General features: G+C 72.0%; 21 protein-coding genes. 17 read left to right on the top strand and 4 right to left on the bottom strand.

The annotated features are described in order from the left end of the window. Positions 1 to 4: 4 nt before the first annotated feature. The 4 genes from CW359_RS09065 to CW359_RS09050 all read right to left on the bottom strand — a co-directional run bounded on the left by CW359_RS09065 (position 5) and on the right by CW359_RS09050 (position 6166). On the bottom strand, positions 5 to 2536 hold the full coding sequence (locus CW359_RS09065; RefSeq protein WP_105969301.1) for a branched-chain amino acid ABC transporter ATP-binding protein/permease: 2532 nt from the start codon (positions 2534 to 2536) through the stop codon (positions 5 to 7). A gap of 12 nt (positions 2537 to 2548) precedes the next feature. Further along, a complete protein-coding gene (locus CW359_RS09060; protein ID WP_105969300.1) occupies positions 2549 to 3418 on the bottom strand; it encodes a branched-chain amino acid ABC transporter permease in 870 nt (289 codons plus the stop codon). 161 nt (positions 3419 to 3579) lie between these two features. Further along, the gene (locus CW359_RS09055) at positions 3580 to 4941 is read right to left on the bottom strand and encodes an FAD-dependent oxidoreductase (protein WP_105969299.1); all 1362 of its coding nucleotides are present in this window, start codon (positions 4939 to 4941) and stop codon (positions 3580 to 3582) included. A 157-nt stretch (positions 4942 to 5098) separates the two neighbouring features. After that, on the bottom strand, positions 5099 to 6166 hold the full coding sequence (locus CW359_RS09050; protein WP_105969298.1) for an NAD(P)-dependent alcohol dehydrogenase: 1068 nt from the start codon (positions 6164 to 6166) through the stop codon (positions 5099 to 5101). Between the two features lie 81 nt (positions 6167 to 6247). Between CW359_RS09050 and CW359_RS09045 the strand changes: the two genes are divergently transcribed. The 17 genes from CW359_RS09045 (at position 6248) to CW359_RS08960 (ending at position 21339) form a co-directional block, all read left to right on the top strand. Beyond that, positions 6248 to 7042 (top strand): SDR family NAD(P)-dependent oxidoreductase, encoded by a 795-nt coding sequence (locus CW359_RS09045; RefSeq protein WP_105969297.1) that lies wholly within the window; start codon positions 6248 to 6250, stop codon positions 7040 to 7042. Between the two features lie 52 nt (positions 7043 to 7094). Further along, a complete protein-coding gene (locus CW359_RS09040; RefSeq protein ID WP_105969296.1) occupies positions 7095 to 8264 on the top strand; it encodes an acyl-CoA dehydrogenase family protein in 1170 nt (389 codons plus the stop codon). Positions 8265 to 8342: 78 nt separating this feature from the next. Then, complete coding sequence (locus tag CW359_RS09035; protein WP_105969295.1) at positions 8343 to 9131, top strand: enoyl-CoA hydratase/isomerase family protein; 789 nt, start codon at positions 8343 to 8345, stop codon at positions 9129 to 9131. Next, positions 9116 to 9475: a Zn-ribbon domain-containing OB-fold protein gene (locus tag CW359_RS09030; RefSeq protein WP_105969294.1), complete on the top strand. Its 360-nt coding sequence runs from the start codon at positions 9116 to 9118 to the stop codon at positions 9473 to 9475. The genes CW359_RS09035 and CW359_RS09030 overlap by 16 nt, the downstream gene beginning before the upstream one ends. Beyond that, a complete protein-coding gene (locus tag CW359_RS09025) occupies positions 9472 to 10620 on the top strand; it encodes a thiolase family protein (RefSeq protein WP_105969293.1) in 1149 nt (382 codons plus the stop codon). Before CW359_RS09030 ends, CW359_RS09025 begins: the two co-directional genes overlap by 4 nt. Before the next feature lie 37 nt (positions 10621 to 10657). Beyond that, entirely contained in the window at positions 10658 to 11869 is a 1212-nt protein-coding gene (locus CW359_RS09020; protein ID WP_105969292.1) for an acyl-CoA dehydrogenase family protein, read from the top strand. After that, positions 11866 to 12840: a phosphotransferase family protein gene (locus CW359_RS09015; protein WP_105969291.1), complete on the top strand. Its 975-nt coding sequence runs from the start codon at positions 11866 to 11868 to the stop codon at positions 12838 to 12840. The genes CW359_RS09020 and CW359_RS09015 overlap by 4 nt, the downstream gene beginning before the upstream one ends. A 12-nt stretch (positions 12841 to 12852) precedes the next feature. After that, positions 12853 to 14067, top strand: coding sequence for an acyl-CoA dehydrogenase family protein (locus CW359_RS09010; RefSeq protein ID WP_105969290.1), 1215 nt, complete (start codon positions 12853 to 12855; stop codon positions 14065 to 14067). 83 nt (positions 14068 to 14150) lie between these two features. After that, positions 14151 to 14930 (top strand): SDR family oxidoreductase, encoded by a 780-nt coding sequence (locus CW359_RS09005; RefSeq protein ID WP_105969289.1) that lies wholly within the window; start codon positions 14151 to 14153, stop codon positions 14928 to 14930. Then, complete coding sequence (locus CW359_RS09000; RefSeq protein WP_105969288.1) at positions 14927 to 15709, top strand: SDR family NAD(P)-dependent oxidoreductase; 783 nt, start codon at positions 14927 to 14929, stop codon at positions 15707 to 15709. Before CW359_RS09005 ends, CW359_RS09000 begins: the two co-directional genes overlap by 4 nt. Next, complete coding sequence (locus CW359_RS08995) at positions 15706 to 16545, top strand: enoyl-CoA hydratase/isomerase family protein (RefSeq protein ID WP_105969579.1); 840 nt, start codon at positions 15706 to 15708, stop codon at positions 16543 to 16545. The genes CW359_RS09000 and CW359_RS08995 overlap by 4 nt, the downstream gene beginning before the upstream one ends. A 66-nt stretch (positions 16546 to 16611) precedes the next feature. Further along, positions 16612 to 17238 carry a TetR/AcrR family transcriptional regulator gene (locus tag CW359_RS08990; RefSeq protein ID WP_105969287.1) on the top strand — a complete coding sequence of 209 codons (627 nt, stop codon included), beginning with the start codon at positions 16612 to 16614 and terminating at the stop codon, positions 17236 to 17238. A 141-nt stretch (positions 17239 to 17379) separates the two neighbouring features. Further along, positions 17380 to 17730 carry a nuclear transport factor 2 family protein gene (locus CW359_RS08985; RefSeq protein ID WP_105969286.1) on the top strand — a complete coding sequence of 117 codons (351 nt, stop codon included), beginning with the start codon at positions 17380 to 17382 and terminating at the stop codon, positions 17728 to 17730. Beyond that, on the top strand, positions 17727 to 18098 hold the full coding sequence (locus CW359_RS08980; RefSeq protein ID WP_105969285.1) for a nuclear transport factor 2 family protein: 372 nt from the start codon (positions 17727 to 17729) through the stop codon (positions 18096 to 18098). Before CW359_RS08985 ends, CW359_RS08980 begins: the two co-directional genes overlap by 4 nt. A gap of 33 nt (positions 18099 to 18131) precedes the next feature. Continuing rightward, the gene (locus CW359_RS08975) at positions 18132 to 18452 is read left to right on the top strand and encodes an EthD family reductase (protein WP_105969284.1); all 321 of its coding nucleotides are present in this window, start codon (positions 18132 to 18134) and stop codon (positions 18450 to 18452) included. A 263-nt stretch (positions 18453 to 18715) separates the two neighbouring features. Beyond that, entirely contained in the window at positions 18716 to 20281 is a 1566-nt protein-coding gene (locus tag CW359_RS08965) for a class I adenylate-forming enzyme family protein (protein WP_105969282.1), read from the top strand. Continuing rightward, positions 20278 to 21339, top strand: coding sequence for an MBL fold metallo-hydrolase (locus CW359_RS08960; protein WP_105969281.1), 1062 nt, complete (start codon positions 20278 to 20280; stop codon positions 21337 to 21339). The genes CW359_RS08965 and CW359_RS08960 overlap by 4 nt, the downstream gene beginning before the upstream one ends. Positions 21340 to 21575: the final 236 nt, after the last annotated feature.

Below are 21575 nucleotides of genomic sequence, written 5' to 3'. Positions count from 1 at the left end.
GATTTCAATTCACTTGTGGGGCTCGGGCGGCGGTCGCCGCGGTCGTGGCCGTCGCGGCGGCCTCCAGGCCGCCGCTGAAGTAGGCGGCCTCGGCGAGGGCCGCGAAGTCCGGGTCGCCCGGCCGGCCGTGGGCCGCGACGACGCCCTCGTGCAGCACGGCGACCTCGTGGCAGACGGACAGGGCGCGGCTGAGGAGCTGTTCGAGCAGCACGACGGTCAGTCCGTCGTGGGCCAGCCGCACCAGCCGGTCGTAGACCTCGTCGACCAGCGCCGGGGCCAGCCCGAGCGCGGGTTCGTCGACGATCAGGACGTCCGGGCGGACGATGAGCGCCCGGGCGATGGCGAGCATCTGCTGCTCCCCGCCGGACAGCCCGGCGGCCGAGGCGTTCAGCCGGTCCCGCAGCCGGGGCGGCAGCCACTCGACTGTCTCCGTCAGCCGCTCGCGCAGCGGAGCGCCGGTGATCCCGGCCGCGTACGCCGCGACTTCGAGGTTCTCGCGCAGGGTCAGCGTCTTGAACAGGGCCCGCCCCTCGGGCGCCAGGCTGGTGCGGACGCCGCCGCCCGTCTCCCGGTCGCCGTGCGCGGGCTTCAGAGAGCCGTGCAGAATGCCGGCCAGGGTGCTCTTGCCCGCGCCGTTGGCGCCCGCGATCCCCAGCACGACCCCCTTGCGGACGTCGAGGTCGACACCGCGCAGGGCGGTCACACCGCCGTAGACATGGCCGACACCGCGCAGCCGCAGCATGCTCTGTTCGCCTACGTGCTCCGGGAGTTGGGCCCGGTTGCCGACCGTGCCGAGATACGAGGAGCGCACCTTGGGGTCCTGGAGGACGGTGTCCGGGGTGCCGCCGCCGATCGTGCGGCCGAAGTCGAACGCGATCACCCGGTGGGCGACGGAGAACAGGTCGTCGAGGACGTGGTCGATGACGATCACGGCGGTGCCGGCCGCGTGCAGCCGTCTGATGTGCCCGGCGAGCAGCGCCCGTTCGGCCGAGTCGAGGCCGCCGAACGGCTCGTCAAGGACCAGGAGTTTGGGTTCCTCGGCCATCGCGCGGGCGAGGTCGAGGCGCTTCTGGAGCCCGAACGGCAGCTCCGTCGGCCGCCGGTCCGCGACATCGGCGAGGCCGACCGAGTGCAGCAACCGCATGACTTCGGCGCGGTCGCGGGCGGTGACCCGGCGCCGGGTGCACAACACGTTCTCGGCGACGGTGAGTTCGGAGAACACCTCCGCGTGCTGGAAGGTACGCCCGATGCCCAGCCGCCGCCGCGCGGTCGCCCGCGCGCCCAGCAGCGGACGTCCGGCGAACTGGGCGGTCCCGCTCACCCGGCCGTTGCCGGTCAGTCCCGACAGGGCGTTCAACAGGGTGGTCTTTCCGGCCCCGTTGGGCCCGATGACGGCGAGGATCTCGTCCTGACGGAGGGTCAGCGAGGCGTCCTCCAGGGCCTTGAGCCCGCCGTACGACACCGACAGGTGCTCCAGTTCGAGGAGTACGGCGCCGTCGGACGCGGGCCGCAGCGGCACGGGGTCCGCCGACGGCTCGGGAGCGGGCGCGGGCCGGGCGTCGGGCCGGCGCAGCAGCCGCCGTACGAGAGCGCGCGCGGGTCTGGCGAGGAACGGGACCACTCCGCCCGGCAGGAAGAGCAGCACCGCGATCAGGACGATGCCCTGCACCACCGGCTGCGGCAGACCGACCGCCGAGGACAGCGAAGGATTCCAGGTCAGATAGATGCCGCCCGCGACCGCGCCGACGACGGTGCCCACCCCGCCGAGCACACAGGCCGCGATCAGTGAGATGCCGAAGGTCAGCGAGAACGGGTCCGGGCTGACGAACCCGGTGAGCAGCCCGAGCAGCACCCCCGCGAAGCAGGTGCACGCGCCGCTCACCGCGAAGGACAGCGCCGACTGCGCCTCGGGCGCGATGCCGATCGTACGGGCGGCCAGCGGATGCGATTTGGCGGCCACGAGCCGCATCCGCAGTCCCGAGGCGGAGGCCGGTACCGCGAGGCCGAGCACCACGGCCGCCGCGCCCACCGCGAGGTACTGCGCGTCGGTGCCGCCGCCCAGGACGGTGCCCAGGCCCAGGACGCTGCGCAGTTGCAGCACCGGGACGCCCTGGTCGCCGCCGGTCACGCTGCTCCAGCGGTTGATCAGCTCCAGGGTGACCGTGGTGAAGGCGAGGGTCAGCAGGGCGATGTAGAGCACCGAGAACCTGGCACCGGCGTACCCGATGAAGCCGCCCAGCAGGGCGCCGGTGGCGACCGCGCCGAGGACCACCGTCTCCAGGGTCCAGTCGTGGCCGCTGCCGTACGCGGCGAAGTAGGCGCCGATGGCGAAGAACGCGGGGTGGCCCACCGACCAGATGCCCGACCAGCCGGCCAGCAGGCCGACCGACAGGACGACGATCGTGTACACGGCCGCCAGTCCCACCGAGTACATCTGGTAGGCCGGGATGGCGCCGGACGCCATGAAGGCCATGAGTACCGCGCCTGCGGCCGGGCCCAGGGCGGCCTTCGCCAGGAGGGAACGGTTGAAGACCATGGATGCGACCCCTCAGACCCTCTGGAAGGTGCGGGTGCCGAACATGCCCTGCGGGCGGATCAGCAGGACCAGCACGGTGAACGAGAACACGAAGGTGTCCCGGAAGCTGGCGGAGACGTAGTTCGCCGCCAGGTTGTCCAGGACGCCGATGGTCAGTCCGCCGATGACAGCGCCGTACATGCTGGTCAGGCCGCCGAGGAAGATCCCGGCGAAGGCCCTGAACAGCGGGGCGACGAGCGCGGTCGGGACCAGCCCGGAGCGGGGCGCGTACAGACAGGCGGCGAGCGCGGCCAGACCCAGGCCGAGGGCCCAGGAGAGCCGGGCGATGCGCTGGGCGCCGAGGCCGACGATCCGGGCGGTGTCCGCCGACTCCGCGACCGCCCGCATGGCCGAGCCGAGCGTGGTGCGGGCGAACAGATAGCCGACCAGGCCCATCGCCACGGCGGCGACGGCGATCGTCACCAGGCTCTGCACCGGTACGGCGGCACCCGACCAGCGCACCGTCCCGTCGACCAGGTTGGGGAAGGCCTTCGGCTGGTCGCCCCAGATCGAACCGGCCAGGCTCTCCAGCACGAGGGACACGCCCATCGTGACGACGAGCGCGGAGAACAGCTGGCCCTGTCCGAGCGGCCTGATCACCGTCTCGCGGACCAGGAGACCGGCGGCCACGGTGATCGCGACGGCGGCGAGGATGCCGAGCACCGTCGCCACGCCCCGGTCGTGCAGCGAGACCGCCACGTACAGGCCCAGGGTCGCCAGGGAGGCCATCGCGAAGTTCACGACGTCCGTCGCCCGGTAGATGATGACGAGCCCCAGGCCCATGAGGCCGTACACGGCTCCGCTGGCCACACCGCTGACCAGGACGAGCAGGAACTGACTCACAGCCCCTCCCTCGGGGAAGGGCACATTCGCGCCACCCATACAGGAAGCATGATCACCTCACGAGCCGCAGAGTTAAAGTGAACTCAATTCAGTAAGCTAGGCACTCCGGTGCCGGGCGGGCAAGCCTCGTGCACGGGATTTGTTCGAGCGACCGGCCGGAATCAGCTTCCGGCGGCGCTCGGTGCCCCGCCGAGCGCGGTGTGTGCCGCCGCCAGGCCGAACACCAGGGCGGGAGCGAGCCCGCCGGCGTAGGCACGCCGGTACAGCCCGCCCGCGTCCGCCCCGGCCGCGAGCAGGCCGGGTATCCGGCGGTGCCCGTCCGGGTCGGCCGCGGCCAGCACCCGCGCCTCGGTGTCGATGAGCAGGCCGCCGAAGGTGAAGGTGATCGCCGGGGCCGCCTCGACGACGTAGAAGGGCGGCTCGTCGAGCGGCCGGTTGTCGAGCAGCCGCCCGGGTACCGGTGTGCCGTCGCCGCTCGCGGTGGCGTTGAACTCCCTGACGCGGTCCCGGATCACCGCTCCCGGATAGCCCCACTCCTCGGGCATGTCCGCGAAGTCGTCCAGGCTCTCCGCCACCGCGCAGCGGGCACCGGCGCGATGGCAGAGCTGGAACTTGTCCACGCCGGGGATGCCCGCCACGTACGAGGCGCTGATCCACTCGCGGTGCACCCGCGCGTCGGCGACCAGCAGGCCACGGGCGCCCGGCCGGTCCAGCAGGGCCATGGTGGTCAGATGGTCGCCGACCGTCTCGTCGACGAAGCGCTCACCCGTGGTGTCGAAGAGCAGCGCGTGCTCGCTGTAGTAGAGGGCCAGGTCGACGAAGCGTGAGGTGTCGGCCAGGGGCACCCCGGCCGGCATGAGGTGCCCGTAGAACCCCGCGTCCTTCTTGCCGAAGGCCGCACCGGCGGTACGGCCGAGGGTGAGGCCGTCGCCCTCGCTGCGCGGGTTCGCCCGCAGGCCGATGTCCGCCGCCTGCGGGTGGATGTGCTCGGCGCGCAGGGCCGGATCGCCCTGGAAACCGCCGGTGGCGAGCAGGGTCCAGGTCGCCTCGATCCGGCGTGCGGTGCCGTCGGGCAGCACGCACTCCGCGCCCTTGACCAACCCGTTCTCCGTCAGGAGGGCGCGTGTCGTCGTGGCGGTCAGCACCTCCTGGCCCCGGTCGCGGATCAACCGCTCGCAGGTGTCGAGGTAGTGGTTGGTGTCGACCTGATGGCCGCGCCCGAAGCCCAGCACGGGCACCGGCGGCCGGCATTCCACACCGAGCGACCGGATCCACTCGACCCCGTCCGCGAACCCGTCGATCAGGGCCTCGGCCAGCTCCGGATCGCCGTCCGGATTGACCCGGCGCAGTTCCTCCAGGGTCGGCGCGGTCCAGACGAAACCCGCGAACCGGGCCGAGCCGCCGGTCCGCTCCGCCTTCTCCACCAGCATCACCGAGCCGCCCTCGGCCGCCACCCGGGCGGCGGCCGAGAGGCCCGCCATCCCGCCGCCGATGACCAGAAGATCCACTGATTCCGCACCCATAGCGGGCCCACCGCCTTTGTCCGCTGTCGTGTCCCCGAGGTGGGACAAGACGCTAATTGAACTCACTTCTGGAGTCGAGAGGTCGACAGGAGTGTGCTGGGACGGCGCGGGTTCCGGCCGGATCGCCGGGCCCGTCGGACCCGCCCGGCCGAGGGAATCAGTCCGGTACGAGCACCGCGCGCCCCCGCACCCCGCCGGAGCGCAACCCCTCGATCGCCTCCGGCGCGCGCGACAGCGCGAACCGCTCGACCTCCACTTTCAGGGTCCCCTCGCGCGCCAGCGCGACGACTCGCTCCAGTTCGGGCAGCGTCCCCCAGAAGGGCAGCGAGATCCGCGTCCCGGGAGGCAGCACGCCGGGCTTGCGCACCGACAGCTCCCCGCCGCCGCTGCCCACCACGGCCAGCTCCCCGCCCGCCCGCAGCACTCCGGTCGCCAGCTCCAGCGTGGAGCGGCTGCCGACGAAGTCCAGCACGGCGACCGCCCCGACCCCACCGGTCCGGTCCCGCAGGACGGCCGCGCTGTCGGGCCGCGGCAGCGTCCCGAAGTGCGCCCCGCACCGCTCGGCCAGCGCGAGCGCCTCTTCCCGTACGTCCACTGCCAGCACCTGGGCCGTCGTCGTGGCCCGCAGGATCTGCACGGCCAGATGCCCCAGCCCGCCGACGCCGAGGACGACCACACTCGTACCGTCGCCGGTCGCGTGCCGGACCGTGGCAACGGCGTGATAGGCGGTCAGCCCGGCGTCCGACAGTGGCGCGGCCTGTACGGCGGCCAGCTCGCCCACCGGGACCAGCAGCCGCCCGGACGGCACGAGCAGCAGGTCGGCCATGCCGCCGTCGCGTCCGAGTCCCGCCCCGGTGCCGGTGAGGTCCGCGTCCAGTGCCGGGCGCCGGTCGCAGTAGTTCTCCGCCCCGGCCGCGCAGCGGGCACAGCTCCCGCAGCCCCAGGGGCCGTACACCACCACCCGCTCGCCGACCGCCGGGCCGGTGGCGAGGGGGCCTTGCTCCACCACCCGTCCGGCGACCTCGTGGCCGAGGGTGAACGGGGTCCGGTAGGGGAGGCTGCCCGGCCGTGCGTCGATGACATGGAGGTCGGAACGGCACAGGCCGGCCGCCTCCACCCGGATCAGGACCTCTTCGCCCGTCGGGACGGGCCGTGGCACCTCGGTGATGACCGGTGGGCCGCCCCACCTGGTCAGCCTGACCGCTCTTGTCCCGCCTGTTGACATGCGTGAGACGGTAGCAAAAATGAAGTCAGTTCAGGAACGGGTGCGGCCGAGGAATCGAGCAGGACGGAGAGGTGATCGCCCATGGGCGGTGAGCACGCCGGACGCTTCGAGGGGCGCGTCGCGCTCGTCACGGGCGCCGGTTCCGGTATCGGCGCGGCGGTCGCACGGCGGCTCGCCGCACAGGGCGCCGAGGTCTTCGCCGCGGACATCGACGGCCTCGCGGCCGAGGCCGTGACGAAAGAACTGCCACGGGCGCGCCCGCTGACGGTCGACGTGGCCGAGCCCGCCGACGTCGACCGGGCCTTCGACGAGGTCGTACGACGGCACGGGCGGCTCGATGCGCTGGTGCACGCGGCCGGGGTCGACGACCCCACGGCCAAGGAGTGGATCGCCGAGGCCCTGGTCGGGAACCGGCCCCCGGAGGTGACCGGACGGCTCGGCGGCGACGCCTGGCGGCGCGTCATGCGCGTCAACCTGGACGGCACCTTCCACGTCCTGCGCGCCGCGCTGCGGGTCATGGCACCCCGGCGCGCCGGGGCCGTCGTCACCGTCGGCTCCTCCTCGGCCTTCGACACCCAGCCCGGCTACCCGCACTACGCCGCCTCGAAGGCCGGCGCGCACGCGCTGAGCCAGTCCGTCGCCAAGGAGGCGATCGCCTTCGGCGTCCGCGTCAACACCGTGGCGCCCGGACCGACCGAGACCGGCATGGCCGAGCGGACCCCCGCCGCACTGCGCCAGGGCTTCGCCGATCCGCGCGTACGCCCGTACGCCACACCGGAGGAGATAGCCGACATCGCCCTGTTCCTGGCGAGCGACGAGGCCGCGAACCTCGTCGGCGCGGTCCTCCTCGCCAACGGCGGACGCTTCACGGTCTGACGGTCCTGAGCCGTGTCGACCTGGCGATGTACGAGATCCGAAGGAGACCTGGATGTTCCGGCTCGACCCCGATCCGGCACTGCTGCTGGAGAGCGACGAACGACGTCAACTGCGCGAGATCCTGCGCCGGTTGCTGACCGAGAGCTGTGGACCCGAGGAGGTGCGCGCACAGGCGGGCAGCCCACGGGGGCACGACCGGGCGCTGTGGGAGCGGCTCGCCGACGAGATCGGTGTGCACGGGCTCGCGGTGCCCGAGGAGTACGGCGGCGCGGGCTGCACCTTCGCCGAACTCGCCGTGGCCCTGGAGGAGACCGGGCGCGTGCTGTGCCCCGCGCCCCTGCTGACCACCGTCGTCCTCGCCGCGCACGCCCTGTCGGCCGCCGGCGACCGGGCGGCCTGCGCGCGCTGGCTGCCGGGCATCGCCTCCGGCGCGCTCACGGCCACGGTCGCCGGATTCCTGCACCGGGCCGACGTGACCGCCGAACGCGGGCCCGGCGGCTGGGTGCTGCGCGGCGAGGCCGACTTCGTGCCCGACGGCGAGGGCGCCGACCTGCTGCTGGTGGTGGCCCAAGTGCCGGACGGGGAGCGGCTGTTCGCCTGTGAGCCGGACCCCGCGACCTGCGACCGGGTCGCCCGCAGCGTCCTCGACCCCACGCGCCGACAGGCGCTGATCCGCTTCCGGGGAGCACCCGCCGAACCGGTCGGCGAGCCCGGGCAGGCGCCGGGGATCGTCGACTCCGTCCTCGACGCAGGACGGGTCGCGCTCGCCGCCGAGCATGTCGGCGGCAGCGCGCACGCCCTGGACGCCGTCCTCACCTACGTGTCCGACCGAACCCAGTTCGGCCGGGCCATCGGCTCCTTCCAGGCGGTCAAGCACCGGCTGGCCGATCTGCTCGTCGAGGTCGAGGGTGCGCGCTCGGCGTCGGCGTACGCGAGCGCGTGCCTGGCCGGGAAGGCCGCCGAACTGCCGGTGGCGGCGAGCGCGGCGGCCGTGTCCTGCACTGGTGCGTACCGTCTGGCGACCACCGAATACGTGCAGCTCCACGGCGGAATCGGCTTCACCTGGGAACACCCCGCACATCTGTACGTCCGCCGCGCGCGGGCCGACGAGGCCCTGTTCGGCACCGCCGACGACCACCGGCTGCGGCTGGCCGGGTTGCTCGGCCTCACCGGGCGCGATGGCGGACCGGTGGACGGCGACGGATCGCCGCACGGCGACTGATCGTCGGTCCCTGTCCATTGACAGGGCCACGTACCGCACCCAGAATCGTACTGAATTCAGTTCAGGTTGGAGGAGCTCATGGCAGTCGAAGACGAGATCCAGTTCGAGCGCGACGGAGCCGTCGCCCGGGTCTGGCTGAACCGCCCGCACAAGAAGAACTGTGTGACGGTGCCGATCCTCAACAGGCTCGACGAGATCATCACCGAGGTCGACGCGGACCCCGAACTCCGCGTGCTGATCCTGCGCGGACGCGGCAACACCTTCTGTTCCGGGTTCGACCTGGACAGCCTCAAGGCCGACTTCATCGGCAGCTCCACCGCCATCGAGGTCGCCGTGCTGTCGGCGAAGGTCTGCGACCGGCTCTACTCGATGAAGACCCCGTCGATCGCCGTCCTCGAAGGCCATGTCACCGCGGGCGGCTTCGAGTTGATGATCTCCTGCGACTTCGCGATCGCCGCGGACGACGCCCTGATCGGCGACTTCCACATCCGCCGGGCCCTGTTCGGCGGCGCGGGCCCCATCTACCGCGTGCCGCGCATGATCGGCGTCCGCAAGACCAAGGAGCTGATGCTCACCGGCAAGCTGCTCACCGGGGTCGAGGCCGCCCAGTTCGACCTCATCAACAGCTCGGCGCCGGCCGACAAACTCGACGCGACCGTCGAGGAGTTCGCCGACCAGCTCATCGACAAGAGCCCGTTCACCATGTGGATCACCAAGATGACCATCGACCGGAGCCTCGACGCGGACATCCAGTCCCTGATGGTCATGGAGCACCTCGCGGTCGGCGTGATGCTCAACTCCGAGGACGCGGCGGAGGGCGTCTCGGCCTTCCTGGAGAAGCGGGAGCCGCAGTGGAAGGGCCGCTGAACGACCGGCTCCACGGCTCCCGGTGCGCCGGGTGCGCGGTGGCCGTCTACCCGGCGGACCCCGCGTGCCCGCGCTGCGGGGGCCCGGCCGCCCCGGCCGTCCTCTCAGGCACGGGCACGCTGTGGACCTGGACCGTACAGCGGTACGCGCCCAAGTCCCCGCCGTACGTGGTCCCCGCCGCCGGGTTCGATCCGTTCGCCGTCGGCTACGTCGAACTCCCGGACGGTGTCCGGGTGCTGGCGGTCCTCGACATACCGCCCGAGGAGGTCGTGATCGGCATGCCGCTACGGATCGGCGCGGGGGACGGCGTCCCCAGGGCTGCCACCGTCGGAGCCGCCGTATGAGCGCCGAGGACGTCATGATCTGTGGCGCGGGCATCACGTCCTTCGCCCGTACGGAGGCCACCGGCCGGCAGCTCGCCGTGCGGGCCGTACGGGCGGCCCTCGCCGACGCCGGACTGCCGTGGTCGCGGGTCCGGGCCGCGTACGGCGGCAGCGACGCGGCCGGGAACGCCGACACCCTGGTGGCCGAACTCGGCCTGACGGGCGTGCCGTTCGTCAACGTACGCAACGGCTGCGCGACCGGCGGCAGCGCGCTCGTCTCCGCCGTCAACGCCATCCGCTCCGGGGCGGCGGACGTCGCCCTCGCCGTCGGCTTCGACAAGCATCCGCGCGGTGCCTTCGACCCCCGGCCGGCGGACTGGGGGCTCGACGAGGCCTACGGCCACGAGGGGTTGATGGTCACCACCCAGTTCTTCGCGATGAAGATCCAGCGCTACATGCACGACCATGGCATCAGCGCACAGACCCTCGCACTGGTCGCGGAGAAGGCGTACGCCAACGGGGTCCGCAACCCGCACGCCTGGCGCCGCGAGCCGCTCGACGCGGCCGAGATCCTGGCGTCCGGCATGGTCAACGACCCGCTGACCCGGTACATGTTCTGCTCACCGGGCCAGGGCGCGGTCGCGCTGATCCTGTGCAGCCGGGCGGTCGCCCGACAACTGGACGCCGACCCGGTCGCGTTGCGGGCGGCCGTCGTACGGACCCGGAGGTTCGGCTCCTTCGAGGTGTTCAGCCCCTGGGCGCCGACCGGCACCCCGATCAGCGTCAGCACGGATGCCGCGCGACTGGCCTTCGAGCAGGCGGGTCTTGGCCCGGACGACATCGACGTCTGCCAGCTCCAGGACACCGAGAGCGGCGCCGAGGTGATGCATCTCGCGGAGTGCGGGTTCTGCGAACACGGCGAGCAGGAGCGGCTCATCGCCTCCGGCGCGACCGCGATCGACGGCACGCTGCCGGTGAACACCGACGGCGGCTGCATCGCCAACGGCGAGCCCATCGGGGCCTCCGGACTGCGCCAAGTCCACGAGATCGTCCAGCAGTTGCGCGGCAGAGCGGGCGAACGCCAGGTGCCCGACGGCCCGTCGAGCGGCTTCACCCATGTGTACGGCGCCCCTGGCGTCAGTGCCTGCACCGTACTGACCCGCTGAATCGGCTCCGGGGAGGGAACCGATGGAAGGGAGCACGATGAGCGGCATTCCCGGCCCCGAGGAGTTCCGAGCCGAGGTCCGGCGCTGGCTGACCGGCACGGCGAAGGCCCGCGCCGCCCGCCAGGAGTGGGGCCGCGGCGACGACTCGGTGGCCGTCTTCGAGAACCGGACCGAGGCCGAGGAACGCGAGCACACCGACCGGAACCGGGAGTGGGAACGCACCCGCTACGACCAGGGCTGGGGCGCGCTCGACTGGCCGAAGGAGTACGGCGGACGCGAACTCCCCGCCCACTACGAGCAGTTGTACCGAGCCGAGGAAGCCGCCTTCGACGTGCCCCGGCGCACCGAGATCTTCCCCGTCACCCAGCAGCTCGTCGCCCCCGCCATCCGGATCTGGGGAACGGAAGAGCAGAAGCAGCGCTGGCTGCGGCCCATGCTGCGCACCGACGAACTCGCCTGCCAGCTCTTCTCCGAGACCGAGGCCGGCTCCGACCTGGCCGCCGTCCGCACCCGGGCCGTACCGGACGGCGAGGGCTGGGTGCTGCGCGGCCACAAGGTCTGGACGTCCGGCGCCCAAGTCGCCACCTGGGGCGTCGCCGTGTGCCGCACCGACCCGGACGTCCCCAAGCACGCGGGCATCACCGTCTTCCTGGTCCGGATGGACGCGCCCGGCGTGACCGTACGGCCCATCCGGCAGATGACCGGCGGCGCCAGCTTCAACGAGGTCTATCTGGACGACGTGTTCGTCCCCGACACCGACCGGCTCGGCCCCGTCGGCGAGGGCTGGAAGGTCACCCTCACCGTGCTCGCCGCCGAACGCCTCGACTCCGGCGGCCTCGGCCTCGACAACGCCGACCGCGCCCTCGAACTCGCCCGGCACCTGCCCCGGCCGCTCACCGGCGGCGAACGGCAGCAGGCGGCCGACCTGTTCGTCCGCACCCTGGTCCAGCGGCTCATCGGCCTGCGTGTCACGGCCGCCCTCGTCGCCGGACGCGAACCGGGCGCCGAGGCCTCCGTCGGCAAACTGCACGCCACGGCGACCATGCGCGCAACCACCGACCTCGTCCAGCAACTCCTCGGGCCGCGCCTCGCCGCCGACACGGGGGAGTGGGGCACCTTCGCCTGGACGGAACACCTCCTCGGCGCCCCCGGCTACCGCATCGCCGGCGGCAGCGACGAGATCCAGCGCACCATCCTGGCCGAGCGTGTGCTGGGCCTGCCCAAGGAACCGAAGGGAGCCGGGAGTTGAGCACCGCGACCGAGGTGACGGCACTCGCCGCACGAGTCCGCGCCCAGCTGGCCGACCGGCATCCGGGCGCCACCTTCGGAGACCTCCGCACCCTGCCCGGCGGCCACTCCGGACTCACGTACGCCATCACGGCGGGGGCAACCTCGTACGTGGTGAAGGCGGTTCCACCCGGGCAGCGCCCGATCGGCCGCAACGACGTGCTCCGGCAGGCCCGGGTGCTGCGCCAGCTCGCCGGATCACTGGTGCCCGTGCCCCTGGTCGCCGCCGCCGACGAGAGCGAACCCGCCTGGTTCGCCATGGAGTTCGTGGACGGCGAGGCAGTCGAGCCCGTCCTCGACGAACACCGGCTCGACCCCGAGCTGTGCCGGACCAGGATGCTCGCACTGGCCGACGTACTGCGCGATCTGCACGCCACGAAGGTGGAGACAGGACCCGAACCACCACTCGATCCGCGCGGCGAACTGGAGCGCTGGACCCGCACCATGCGGGCCGTACCCCTCGAGCTCCGGCCCGGAGCAGAGGAGTTGCTCGACTCACTGGCCTCCCGGGTGCCGGCGGACATCCCGCCCGTGCTGACTCACGGCGACTTCCGGCTCGGGAACGTCCTGTGCCGGGGCGAGCGCCCTGCGGCCGTCGTCGACTGGGAGATCTGGGCCGTCGGCGATCCCCGTATCGACCTCGCCTGGTTCCTCCTCTTCTCGGACCACCGCAACTTCCCCCGGCTCGGCCGCCCGGTACCCGGGCTGCCCGGCGAGGAGGACCTGCTCGCCGCCTACCTCGACGGCCGCCCCGAACCCCCCGACCTCGACTGGTTCCGCGCCCTGGCCCGCACCAAGATGGCCGCGATCATGAGCCACAACCTGCGCAGACACCGCGAGGGCAAACACCACGACCCCGACCAGGAACGGCTGCCGCCCACGATCGCGGCCATGATCCGCACGGCGCGCGACCTCCTCGCGCCCCGGCCCTGAAGGAGCGCCACCATGGATTTCGGACTCTCCCCGAAGGCCGAAGAACTCCGCGCCCGTATGGCCGCGTTCATGTCGGAGTACGTCCTGCCCGCCGAGGCGGTCTACGACCGGCAGCTGGCTGAGGCGGACAACCCGCACGAACTGCCGCCAATCATGTGGGAGTTGAAGGAGAAGGCGCGCGCCGAAGGCCTCTGGAACCTCTTCCTCGCCCACGGCGACTGGGGCGCGGGCCTCACCAACCTCGACTACGCGCCCCTCGCCGAGCTGGCCGGACGCTCGGTGATGGGACCCGAGGTGTTCAACTGCTCGGCCCCCGACACCGGCAACATGGAACTGCTCGCGCTCTTCGGCACCCCCGAGCAACAGGACCGCTGGCTACGCCCGTTGCTGGCCGCCGACATCCGCTCGTGCTTCGCCATGACCGAACCCGAGGTCGCCAGCTCCGACGCGCGCAACATCCGCACCCGGATCAGGAGGGACGGCGACGAGTACGTCGTCAACGGCCACAAGTGGTACACCTCCGGCATCATCGACCCCGACTGCCGGCTGATCATCCTGATGGGCGTCACCGACCCGGACGCGCCCACCTACCGGCAGCAGAGCATGCTGCTGATCCCCCGGGACACCCCCGGCATCACCGTCCTGCGCGACCTGCCGATGTTCGGCTACACCGACCGCTGCGGCCACGGAGACGTGCTCTTCGAGGACGTACGGGTGCCGGTGGACGCCATGTTGGGCGGCGAGGGCGACGGCTTCGCCCTGGCGCAGGGCAGGTTGGGGCCGGGGCGGATGCACTACGCCATGCGAGCCGTCGGATTCGCCGAGCGCGCACTGGAGTTGATGTGCCGCCGGACGCTCACCCGCACGGCCTTCGGGGGCACGCTTGCCGAGCAGGGCGTCGTACGGGAGTGGATCGCGCGCAGCCGCATCGAGATCGAGCAACTGCGGCTGCTCGTCCTCAAGTCGGCCTGGCTGATGGACACCCAGGGCAACTCGGCGGCCCGCACCGAGGTCGCCGCCATCAAGGTGGCCGCGCTGGAGGTCGCCCACCGGGTCGTCGATCGAGCCGTCCAGGCGCACGGCGCGGCCGGCGTCAGCGACGACACCGTACTGGCCCGGCTGTACGCCATCACCCGGGCACTGCGGATCGCCGACGGGCCCGACGAGGTGCACCTGCGGACGGTCGCGCGGCGCGAACTGGCCAAGTATCCGGAGGAGTCGGCGTGAGCACACAGGGACTGAGCGGACAGGGACCGAGCGGGCAGGAATTGAGCAGGCAAGAGTCGAGCGGGGAGGAATTGAGCGGGCGGGTGTCGAGTGCGCAGGTGCTGAGCGGGCGGGTCGCCGTCATCACCGGCGGCTCCCGGGGTATCGGCCTCGGCATCGCCAAGGCGTACCGGGAAGCGGGCGCCCATGTGGTGATCGCCGCCCGCAAACCCGACGGACTCGCCGCCGCCCGCGCGGAGTTGCTGCACGTCAAGGGTGACGGCGAGGTCCACGAGGTCGTCGCCAACGCGGGTGAGCCGGACGATGCCGAACGGTGCGTCGAGGAGACCATGGCCCGCCTCGGACGCCTCGACATCATGGTCAACAACGCGGCCACCAACCCGTACATGGGTGACCTCATCGACCTCGACCTGCCCCGCGCGGAGAAGACGGTACGGGTCAACCAGTACGGCATGCTCGCCTGGACGCGGAGCGCCTGGCGGGCCTGGATGGCCGAGCACGGGGGAGCGGTCGTCAACATCGCCTCCGTCGGCGGGCTGATCGTCGACCCGCACATCGGCTGGTACAACGCCACCAAGGCGGCCATGCTCCATCTGACCCGCCAACTCGCCTACGAACTGGGCCCGATGGCCCGCGTCAACGCGATCGCCCCCGGCCTGATCAAGACCGAATTGGCCCGCGCCGTCTGGGAGCCACGGGAACCGATCCTGACCGCCAAGCTGCCCCTGCGCAGACTCGGCACCGTGGAGGACGTGGCACAGGCGGCCCTCTTCCTGGCCTCCGACGCCTCCTCCTGGATGACGGGCCAGACGCTGGTCCTGGACGGCGGCGCGACCGTGCTGCCGATCGGGGTGGAGGGATGACCGCCGTCGCCGAGCCGCTCACGGAACTGTTCTCACTGCGGGGCCGGACGGCCGTGGTCACGGGGGCGTCCTCAGGCCTGGGCGCCCGCTTCGCCGTCGTCCTCGCGTCGGCCGGTGCCACCGTGTTCGCGGCGGCACGGCGGCTGGAGAAACTGAAGGAACTCGCCGACACCGACCCCCGTATCCACCCCGTCGTCTGCGACGTCTCGCGCGAGGAGGACCGGGTACGCCTGATCACGACGGCACTCGACGAGACCGGCCGCGCCGACGTCCTCGTCAACAACGCCGGCGCCCCCGGAGCCGTACGCGCCGAGGACGAGAGCGCCGGCGACTTCGCCGACGTACTGGCGGTGAACCTGGTCGCGCCCTTTCACCTGGCCCGGCTGCTGGCCGAGACACCGGCGCAGGTGTCTGTGCGTACGAGATCGGTCGTGAACGTCTCCTCCGTGCTCGGGCTGGTGTCCGGCGCCCCGCTGGGAGGTGCCGCGTACGCCGCCTCCAAGGCCGGGCTCATCGGGCTGACCCGTGAACTGGCCGGGCAGTGGGGCGAGTCGGGAGTACGGGTCAACTCCCTTGCCCCCGGCTGGTTCCACTCGGAGATGACCGAGGAACTGTTCGCCGACGCACGCTCCCGGCGGTGGGTCGAACGCGGCACGATGCTGGGGCGCGGCGGTGAACAGGGGGAACTGGACGGGGCGTTGCTCTTCCTGGCCTCGGACGCGTCCTCGTACTGCACCGGCCAGGTACTCACCGTGGACGGCGGGTGGACGGCGCGATGAGGGTCACGGTCGAGGTCGACGGCGACGGGCTGGCCCGGGTCGAGCTGTGCCGGGACGCGGGCAACGCGATCGACCTGGCGATGGCGCGCGGACTGCTGGAGGCGGCCCGGGAGTGCGAGAAGGCGCGGGCACGGGCGGTGCTGCTCACCGGACGGGGGCGATCCTTCTGCGTCGGCGGCGATCTCAAGGAGTTCGCCGCGCTGCCCGGGGAGCGCCTGGCCGGGCATCTCACCGACGTCACCGACGCACTCCACGAGGCCCTGCGCGTCCTGGCCGCGCTGGACGCCCCGCTGGTGGTCGCCGTCCAGGGTGCCGTCGCGGGCGCGGGACTGGGGCTCGCGACGGCGGCCGACGTGTGCCTCGCGGCGAGCGACGCCCGCTTCACGGCCGCTTACACCGCGATCGGCTACACGCCGGACGCCGGCACCAGCTGGTCACTGCCCCGGCTCGTCGGACCCCGCCGGGCCCTGGACCTGCTGCTCACCAACCGGCGGGTCCCGGCCCCGGAGGCGCTGGCCATGGGACTGGTGAGCCGGGTCGTCGCGCCCGAGCGGCTGTACGAGGAGGCCGTCGAGGCGGCGGGAACGCTGGCGCGCGGGGCCGCGGGGGCGTACGGCGCCACCCGGCGGCTGGTCGACGGCGCGCTGTCGGCCGGGCTCGACGAACACCTCGACGCGGAGGCCCGCCAGCTGGCCGCCGCCGCGGTGTCCACGGAGGGCAGGGAAGGCGTGGCGGCGTTCCTCGCCGGGCGCCCGCCCGATTTCGCCCGGCGTGACCCCGTACCGCAGGAGGACCCGCAGCGGACCCGGTCGATCTTCGACTCGAAACCGAGTTGAACTTGGGTCTACTCTCGGACGACCGGACGGTGACTCGACGCCGCCCGTGAAGCAGAGGGAGAGACGATGGCAAGGGCGCGGATCGTGGATCCGGAGGAGGGGCCCAGGTCGAAGCGCGGCGCGATCCTCGTGGCCGCCGTGGAGCGGTTCGGGGAGGACGGCTACGAGAACACGAAGTGGTCGGAGGTGGCCGACCGGGTCGGCATCGGGCAGACGGCCCTCTACCACTACTTCGAGTCGAAGGCCCACTGCCTGCTCACCATCATGCGCCTGGAGCTGCAGCGCTCCCACGACATGTTCGTCGAGGCCACGGCCGGCGAGACGGAACCCGTGGAGGAGCTGCGAGTGGCGGTCCGGGCGGCCTTCGCGGTGAGCGACCAGGAGATCCGCCAGATGCGCATCCTCCAGGCCAACATGTCCCTGCTGGCCAACCCGCGGAAGTCCAAGCGCGAGGAGACCGAGCGCGTCGCGGCCCGCCAGCTGGTCCAGATGGTCGAGCGGGACTGGACGAGCCTGCTCATGCGCGGCATGGCGAAGGGCGCCTTCCCGGTCCGGGACGCGCACACCCTCGGCCTCGGTGTCCTCGGCATGATCGTGAGCGTCTGGCGCTGGTACCGGCCGACCGGCGCGATCGCGCTGCCCGAGATCAGCGAGATGATCGAAGGGTGTGTGGTGCGGATGATCGCGGAATAGCCGCCCGGCCCGCCCCTTGTCGGGGGCGGGGCCGCTGGCTTACAGTCAAACTGAACTGAACTCAGGTTGTTTGATGGCAGTTGTTTCGTGAGGGTGCTTCATGACGGTTGTTACATGGCGCTGAGGGGAGAGCGATCGGCAATGGTGCTTCGCGAATACATGGCCAGAATGGACGGCCAGGACCCGGACAAGGCTCTGGAGCTTCTGGAATCCGCCTTCCGATTCCATATCGCCCTCCCCGGCGGTCAGCGATCCGGCCGGTCCCGCGAGGACTTCGCCGCGTACATCGCCGGGCGCAACGCGGTGGAGCGCACGCACGAGATAGTGCGGTACGCCGTCGACGGCGATGTCGAGACGGCGTACGGCTTCGTGATCGAGGGGGGCGTGCCCACCGGCGCGTTCCTGTCGGCCGCCCAGGTCTCGTCCGCCGGGCTGATGGCCCGCTACCAGTCGTACTTCACCACCGACTTCGACCTGGTGGACCGGACATGACCACACACACGGCCTCCTTCCTCGGCAACTGGTTCGCGATCCTCGACAGCGACGACGCCGACCGGATCCTCGATCTGATCAGCGACGACTTCTCCTTCTCCATCCTGTTCTCCACCGGTGACGACGGCGCGACCGACTTCCACGGCGGCCGACCCGAGCTGGAGGGCTACCTCGCCCAGCGTTCGGTGGGTGTCCGCACCCATCACCGGCTCACCGCGAGCACGGTCGGCCAGGACGAGCTGTTCCTCGGTGAGGTGCGGCGGTCCGGCGTACCGGAGGCGACCTTCGTGGCCTCGGCCCGGCTCGACGACGAGGGCAGGGTGCGGCGGCTGCTGATCGGGCGCTCGCCCGCGGTCCTGTTCACCTGATCCCCTGTTTGCCCGATCGACCGAGGAGGGCGGATGTACAACCTCGTACTGCTGGCGGCCCGGCCGCCCGAGTGGACGCATGAGCGGTTCATCGACTGGTGGCGCGGCGACCACGCCGAACTCACCCGTCGGCTGCCCGGCCTGCGGGCCTGGCGGCACACGGACATCGACGCGGCCTTCGAACCGCGCTCGGAGTGCTGGGACGGCCTCTCCGTCCTGAGCTTCGACACCGCCGACGATCTGCGCAAGGCGCTACGGAGCCCGGAGTGGGCGGAGGCCGTCGCCCAGGTCGGCGACATGCGCGGACGCCGGATCGCGGTCATGGGCGGCGAGTTGGAGATGCACGCGGGCTGAGCGTGAGGAGCCGGAAGGGGAGAGCCCGGGACGAGAGAGCCCGGGACGAGAGAGCCCGGGACGAGAGAGCCCGGGACGAGAGAGCCCGGGGCGAGAGAGTCAGGGGACGAGGGAGTCAGGGACGGTACGGGCGCTCCGGCCCCCGCCTCTCGGGCCCGAACCGCCCGACAGCTCCCCTGGCCTCCTCGGCCCGCCCCTCCCACTGAGGGCCCAACCACCCCGGGGCGCCCCGGACAACCCTTCGCGACAAGGCGAGGAAGCGGATGCGACAGACAGTTCGGGAGTTCTACGACCGGTCCCAGCGGGCCGACTTCACAGCGGTCGTCGACGACCATGGCCCACACGGCGCCCGCGACCTGCTCCAGCGTGCGGCCGACCTGGCCGAGGCGATGAGCCCGGAGTGGGCGCCGGGCGGGACGGTGCTCCTCCAGGCCGACAACTCCTGGCGCACGGTCGCCGCGACCCTCGCCGTCGGCCTCACCAACGGCGTCCTCGCGCTGGTCAACCGGCATACGACGCCTGCGGAGTTCGCCGCCGCCATGGAGGACATCCGGCCGGACGTCGTGATCGCCGAACCGTCCGCGATGACGGAGTGGGGCGCCGCCGGTGCCCTGCCGGACGCGCGGACGGCCGAGGCCCTCGACGGCTGGACGGTACGGTCCTCCCGTGGCCCGAGGGACGTCTCCCGTTGGTCCGGTGGCACTGTCATCGGGCTCACGTCCGGCTCCACGGGCCGGCCCAAGGGCGTCGTCCAGTCCGAGGACGCCCTGCGGTACGCCTGCTCCTGCACGATCGACGTCAACGGACTGCGCGACGGGGACGCGGTGGCCGCCGTGGTCCCGCTCTCCTCGACCGCCGCCTACTGCTTCGGCGTCTGTCTGGCCCTCATGCTGGGCGGCCCTCTGGTCCTGACCGGCCGTTGGGACCGCGAGGAGGCGCTTGTACGCATGGCCGAGCATGACGTCCGGTGGACCATGTGCGTACCGACCATGGCGCTGCAGATGGGCTCCGCGGCGGCCGGCTCGAAGGTCCTCGGCGGGGTCCGCTCGATCACTGTTGGCGGCGGTCCCATGGACCGAGGCGCGCTCGCCCGGGCCGAACTCTCCCTCGGGACGAAGATCCTGCGCGTCTTCGGCATGTCCGAGTGCCTGGGACACACCTCGCCCCGCCCCGACGACCCCGAGGAGATCCGCCTCGGCCGGGACGGCAGACCCTTCCCCGGTACGGAGCTGCGCGCGGTCGCGCCCGACGGCACCGTCCTCGCACCGGGCGCGACCGGCCGAGCCCAGGTCCGAGGCCCGTCCCTCTTCCTCGGCTACGCCCGCGACGGCAAGACCGAACCGCCCGGCCTCACCCCGGACGGCTTCTTCCCGACCGGCGATCTCCTGACGACCGGCGAGGACGGTACGGTCACGGTGATGGGCCGGGAGAAGGACGTCATCATCCGGGGCGGACGCAACCTCGACATCACGGAGATCGAGCGCGCCGTGGCGACCCACCCGGCGGTGGCCCGAGTCTGCGTGACCCCGGTACCGGACCCACTCCTCGGCGAACGCGCCGCGGTCCTCCTGGTACCGGAGGACGGCAGCGAGCCACTGAACCTCGACGAACTCCGCGAACACCTGGCCCGCACCGGCCTGTCCAAGGCCAAGTGGCCCGAATTCGCCTTCACCGTGAGCGAGTTGCCCCAGACCACGGTGGGCAAGCTCGACCGCTCGGGAGCCAGGGGCCTGGCCCGCGAACTGCACGCCCGCCTCCCCGAGCCCGAAACCGAGGCTGGACCCGAACCCGACGACCGGCGCGGCAGTCCCCGACAAGGAGACGCATGACCACCCCCACGACCCCCACCCCCCGCTTCGACCGTGGACGCTGGGCGGAAGGCGGACCCGAGACGGTACTCCCCGGGGTCCACCGCATCCCGCTCCCGCTCCCGGACGACGGGCTGCGGGCGGTCAACGTATACGCCCTGGAGGGGCTGACGGAGGGTCTGGTCCTGATCGACGGAGGCTGGTCGATCCCGGAGTCCCGCAAGGCGTTGGAGGACGCCCTGAGCGGCCTGGGCCACGACCTGGGCGAGATCAGCCACATCCTGGTCACCCACATCCACCGCGACCACTACACCCAGGCGGTCGAACTGCGCAGACTGCTCGGCTCCAGGGTCTACCTGGGCGCGGGCGAACGGCGCGGCCTGGAACTCCTGGGCGAACTGCGCTCGGACCAGCCGGCCGGTTCGCTCCGGACCCTGCGGCTGGCCGGGGCCCACGAACTCGCCGAGCGCATCGAGGCGTTGGACCACGGCGGCTTCGACCCGAGCCTGTGGGAGGCGCCGGACCGCTGGTTGGAGGAGGAGGAACTCCACTTCGGCGACGCGACGTTGACGGTGGTCCCGACACCCGGGCATACCAGGGGCCACGTGGTCTACCTGGACCGGGCCCGGGGCCTGCTGTTCTCCGGGGACCATGTCCTGCCGCACATCACCCCGTCGATCGGCTTCGAACTGGGCGGCACGGCACTCCCGTTGGGCGACTACCTGAACTCCCTGCACCGAATGACGACACTGTCGGACGCCCAACTCCTCCCGGCGCACGGCCCGGTGGGCGCAAGCGTGCACGCACGCACGGAGGAACTCCTGTCCCACCACGACGAGAGGCTGGGGGAAACGCTGTCGGTGCTGGGGGAGAGGACGCGCAACGCATACGAGGTGGCGAGCGAACTGGGCTGGACCCGCAGAAAACTCCCGTTCACCGAGCTGAACCCCTTCAACCAGATGCTCGCGGTGAACGAGACGGCGGCGCATTTGGATGTGCTGGTGGCGAGGGGGCGGGCGAGGTGTCGGCGGTCGGCTGACGGGGTGAACTGGTATTCGGCTACGACAGCGGCTGAGTAGGGGCGTTTTTTCGCCCCCGCCGCCCCTACCCGTACCCATCCCTGGGGGCTGCGCCCCCAGACCCCCGCTTGTCGGCCTGAACGGCCTCGTCCTCAATCGCCGGACAGGCTGGGTGAGTGGTGCGTGGGTGGGAAAGCTCGCGCTGAACGCGCTCGTCCTCAAACGCCGGACGGGCTGGGTGGTGCTGGCCGACGCTGAAAACTCAAGCTCCGGCTGGCACCCTCAAGCCCTAGCCC

Source organism: Streptomyces geranii, from assembly GCF_002954775.1.
GTDB lineage: Bacteria > Actinomycetota > Actinomycetes > Streptomycetales > Streptomycetaceae > Streptomyces > Streptomyces geranii.
Note: the sequence above shows the minus strand (reverse complement) of the source record. Positions and strands in the feature narration are given on the sequence as shown.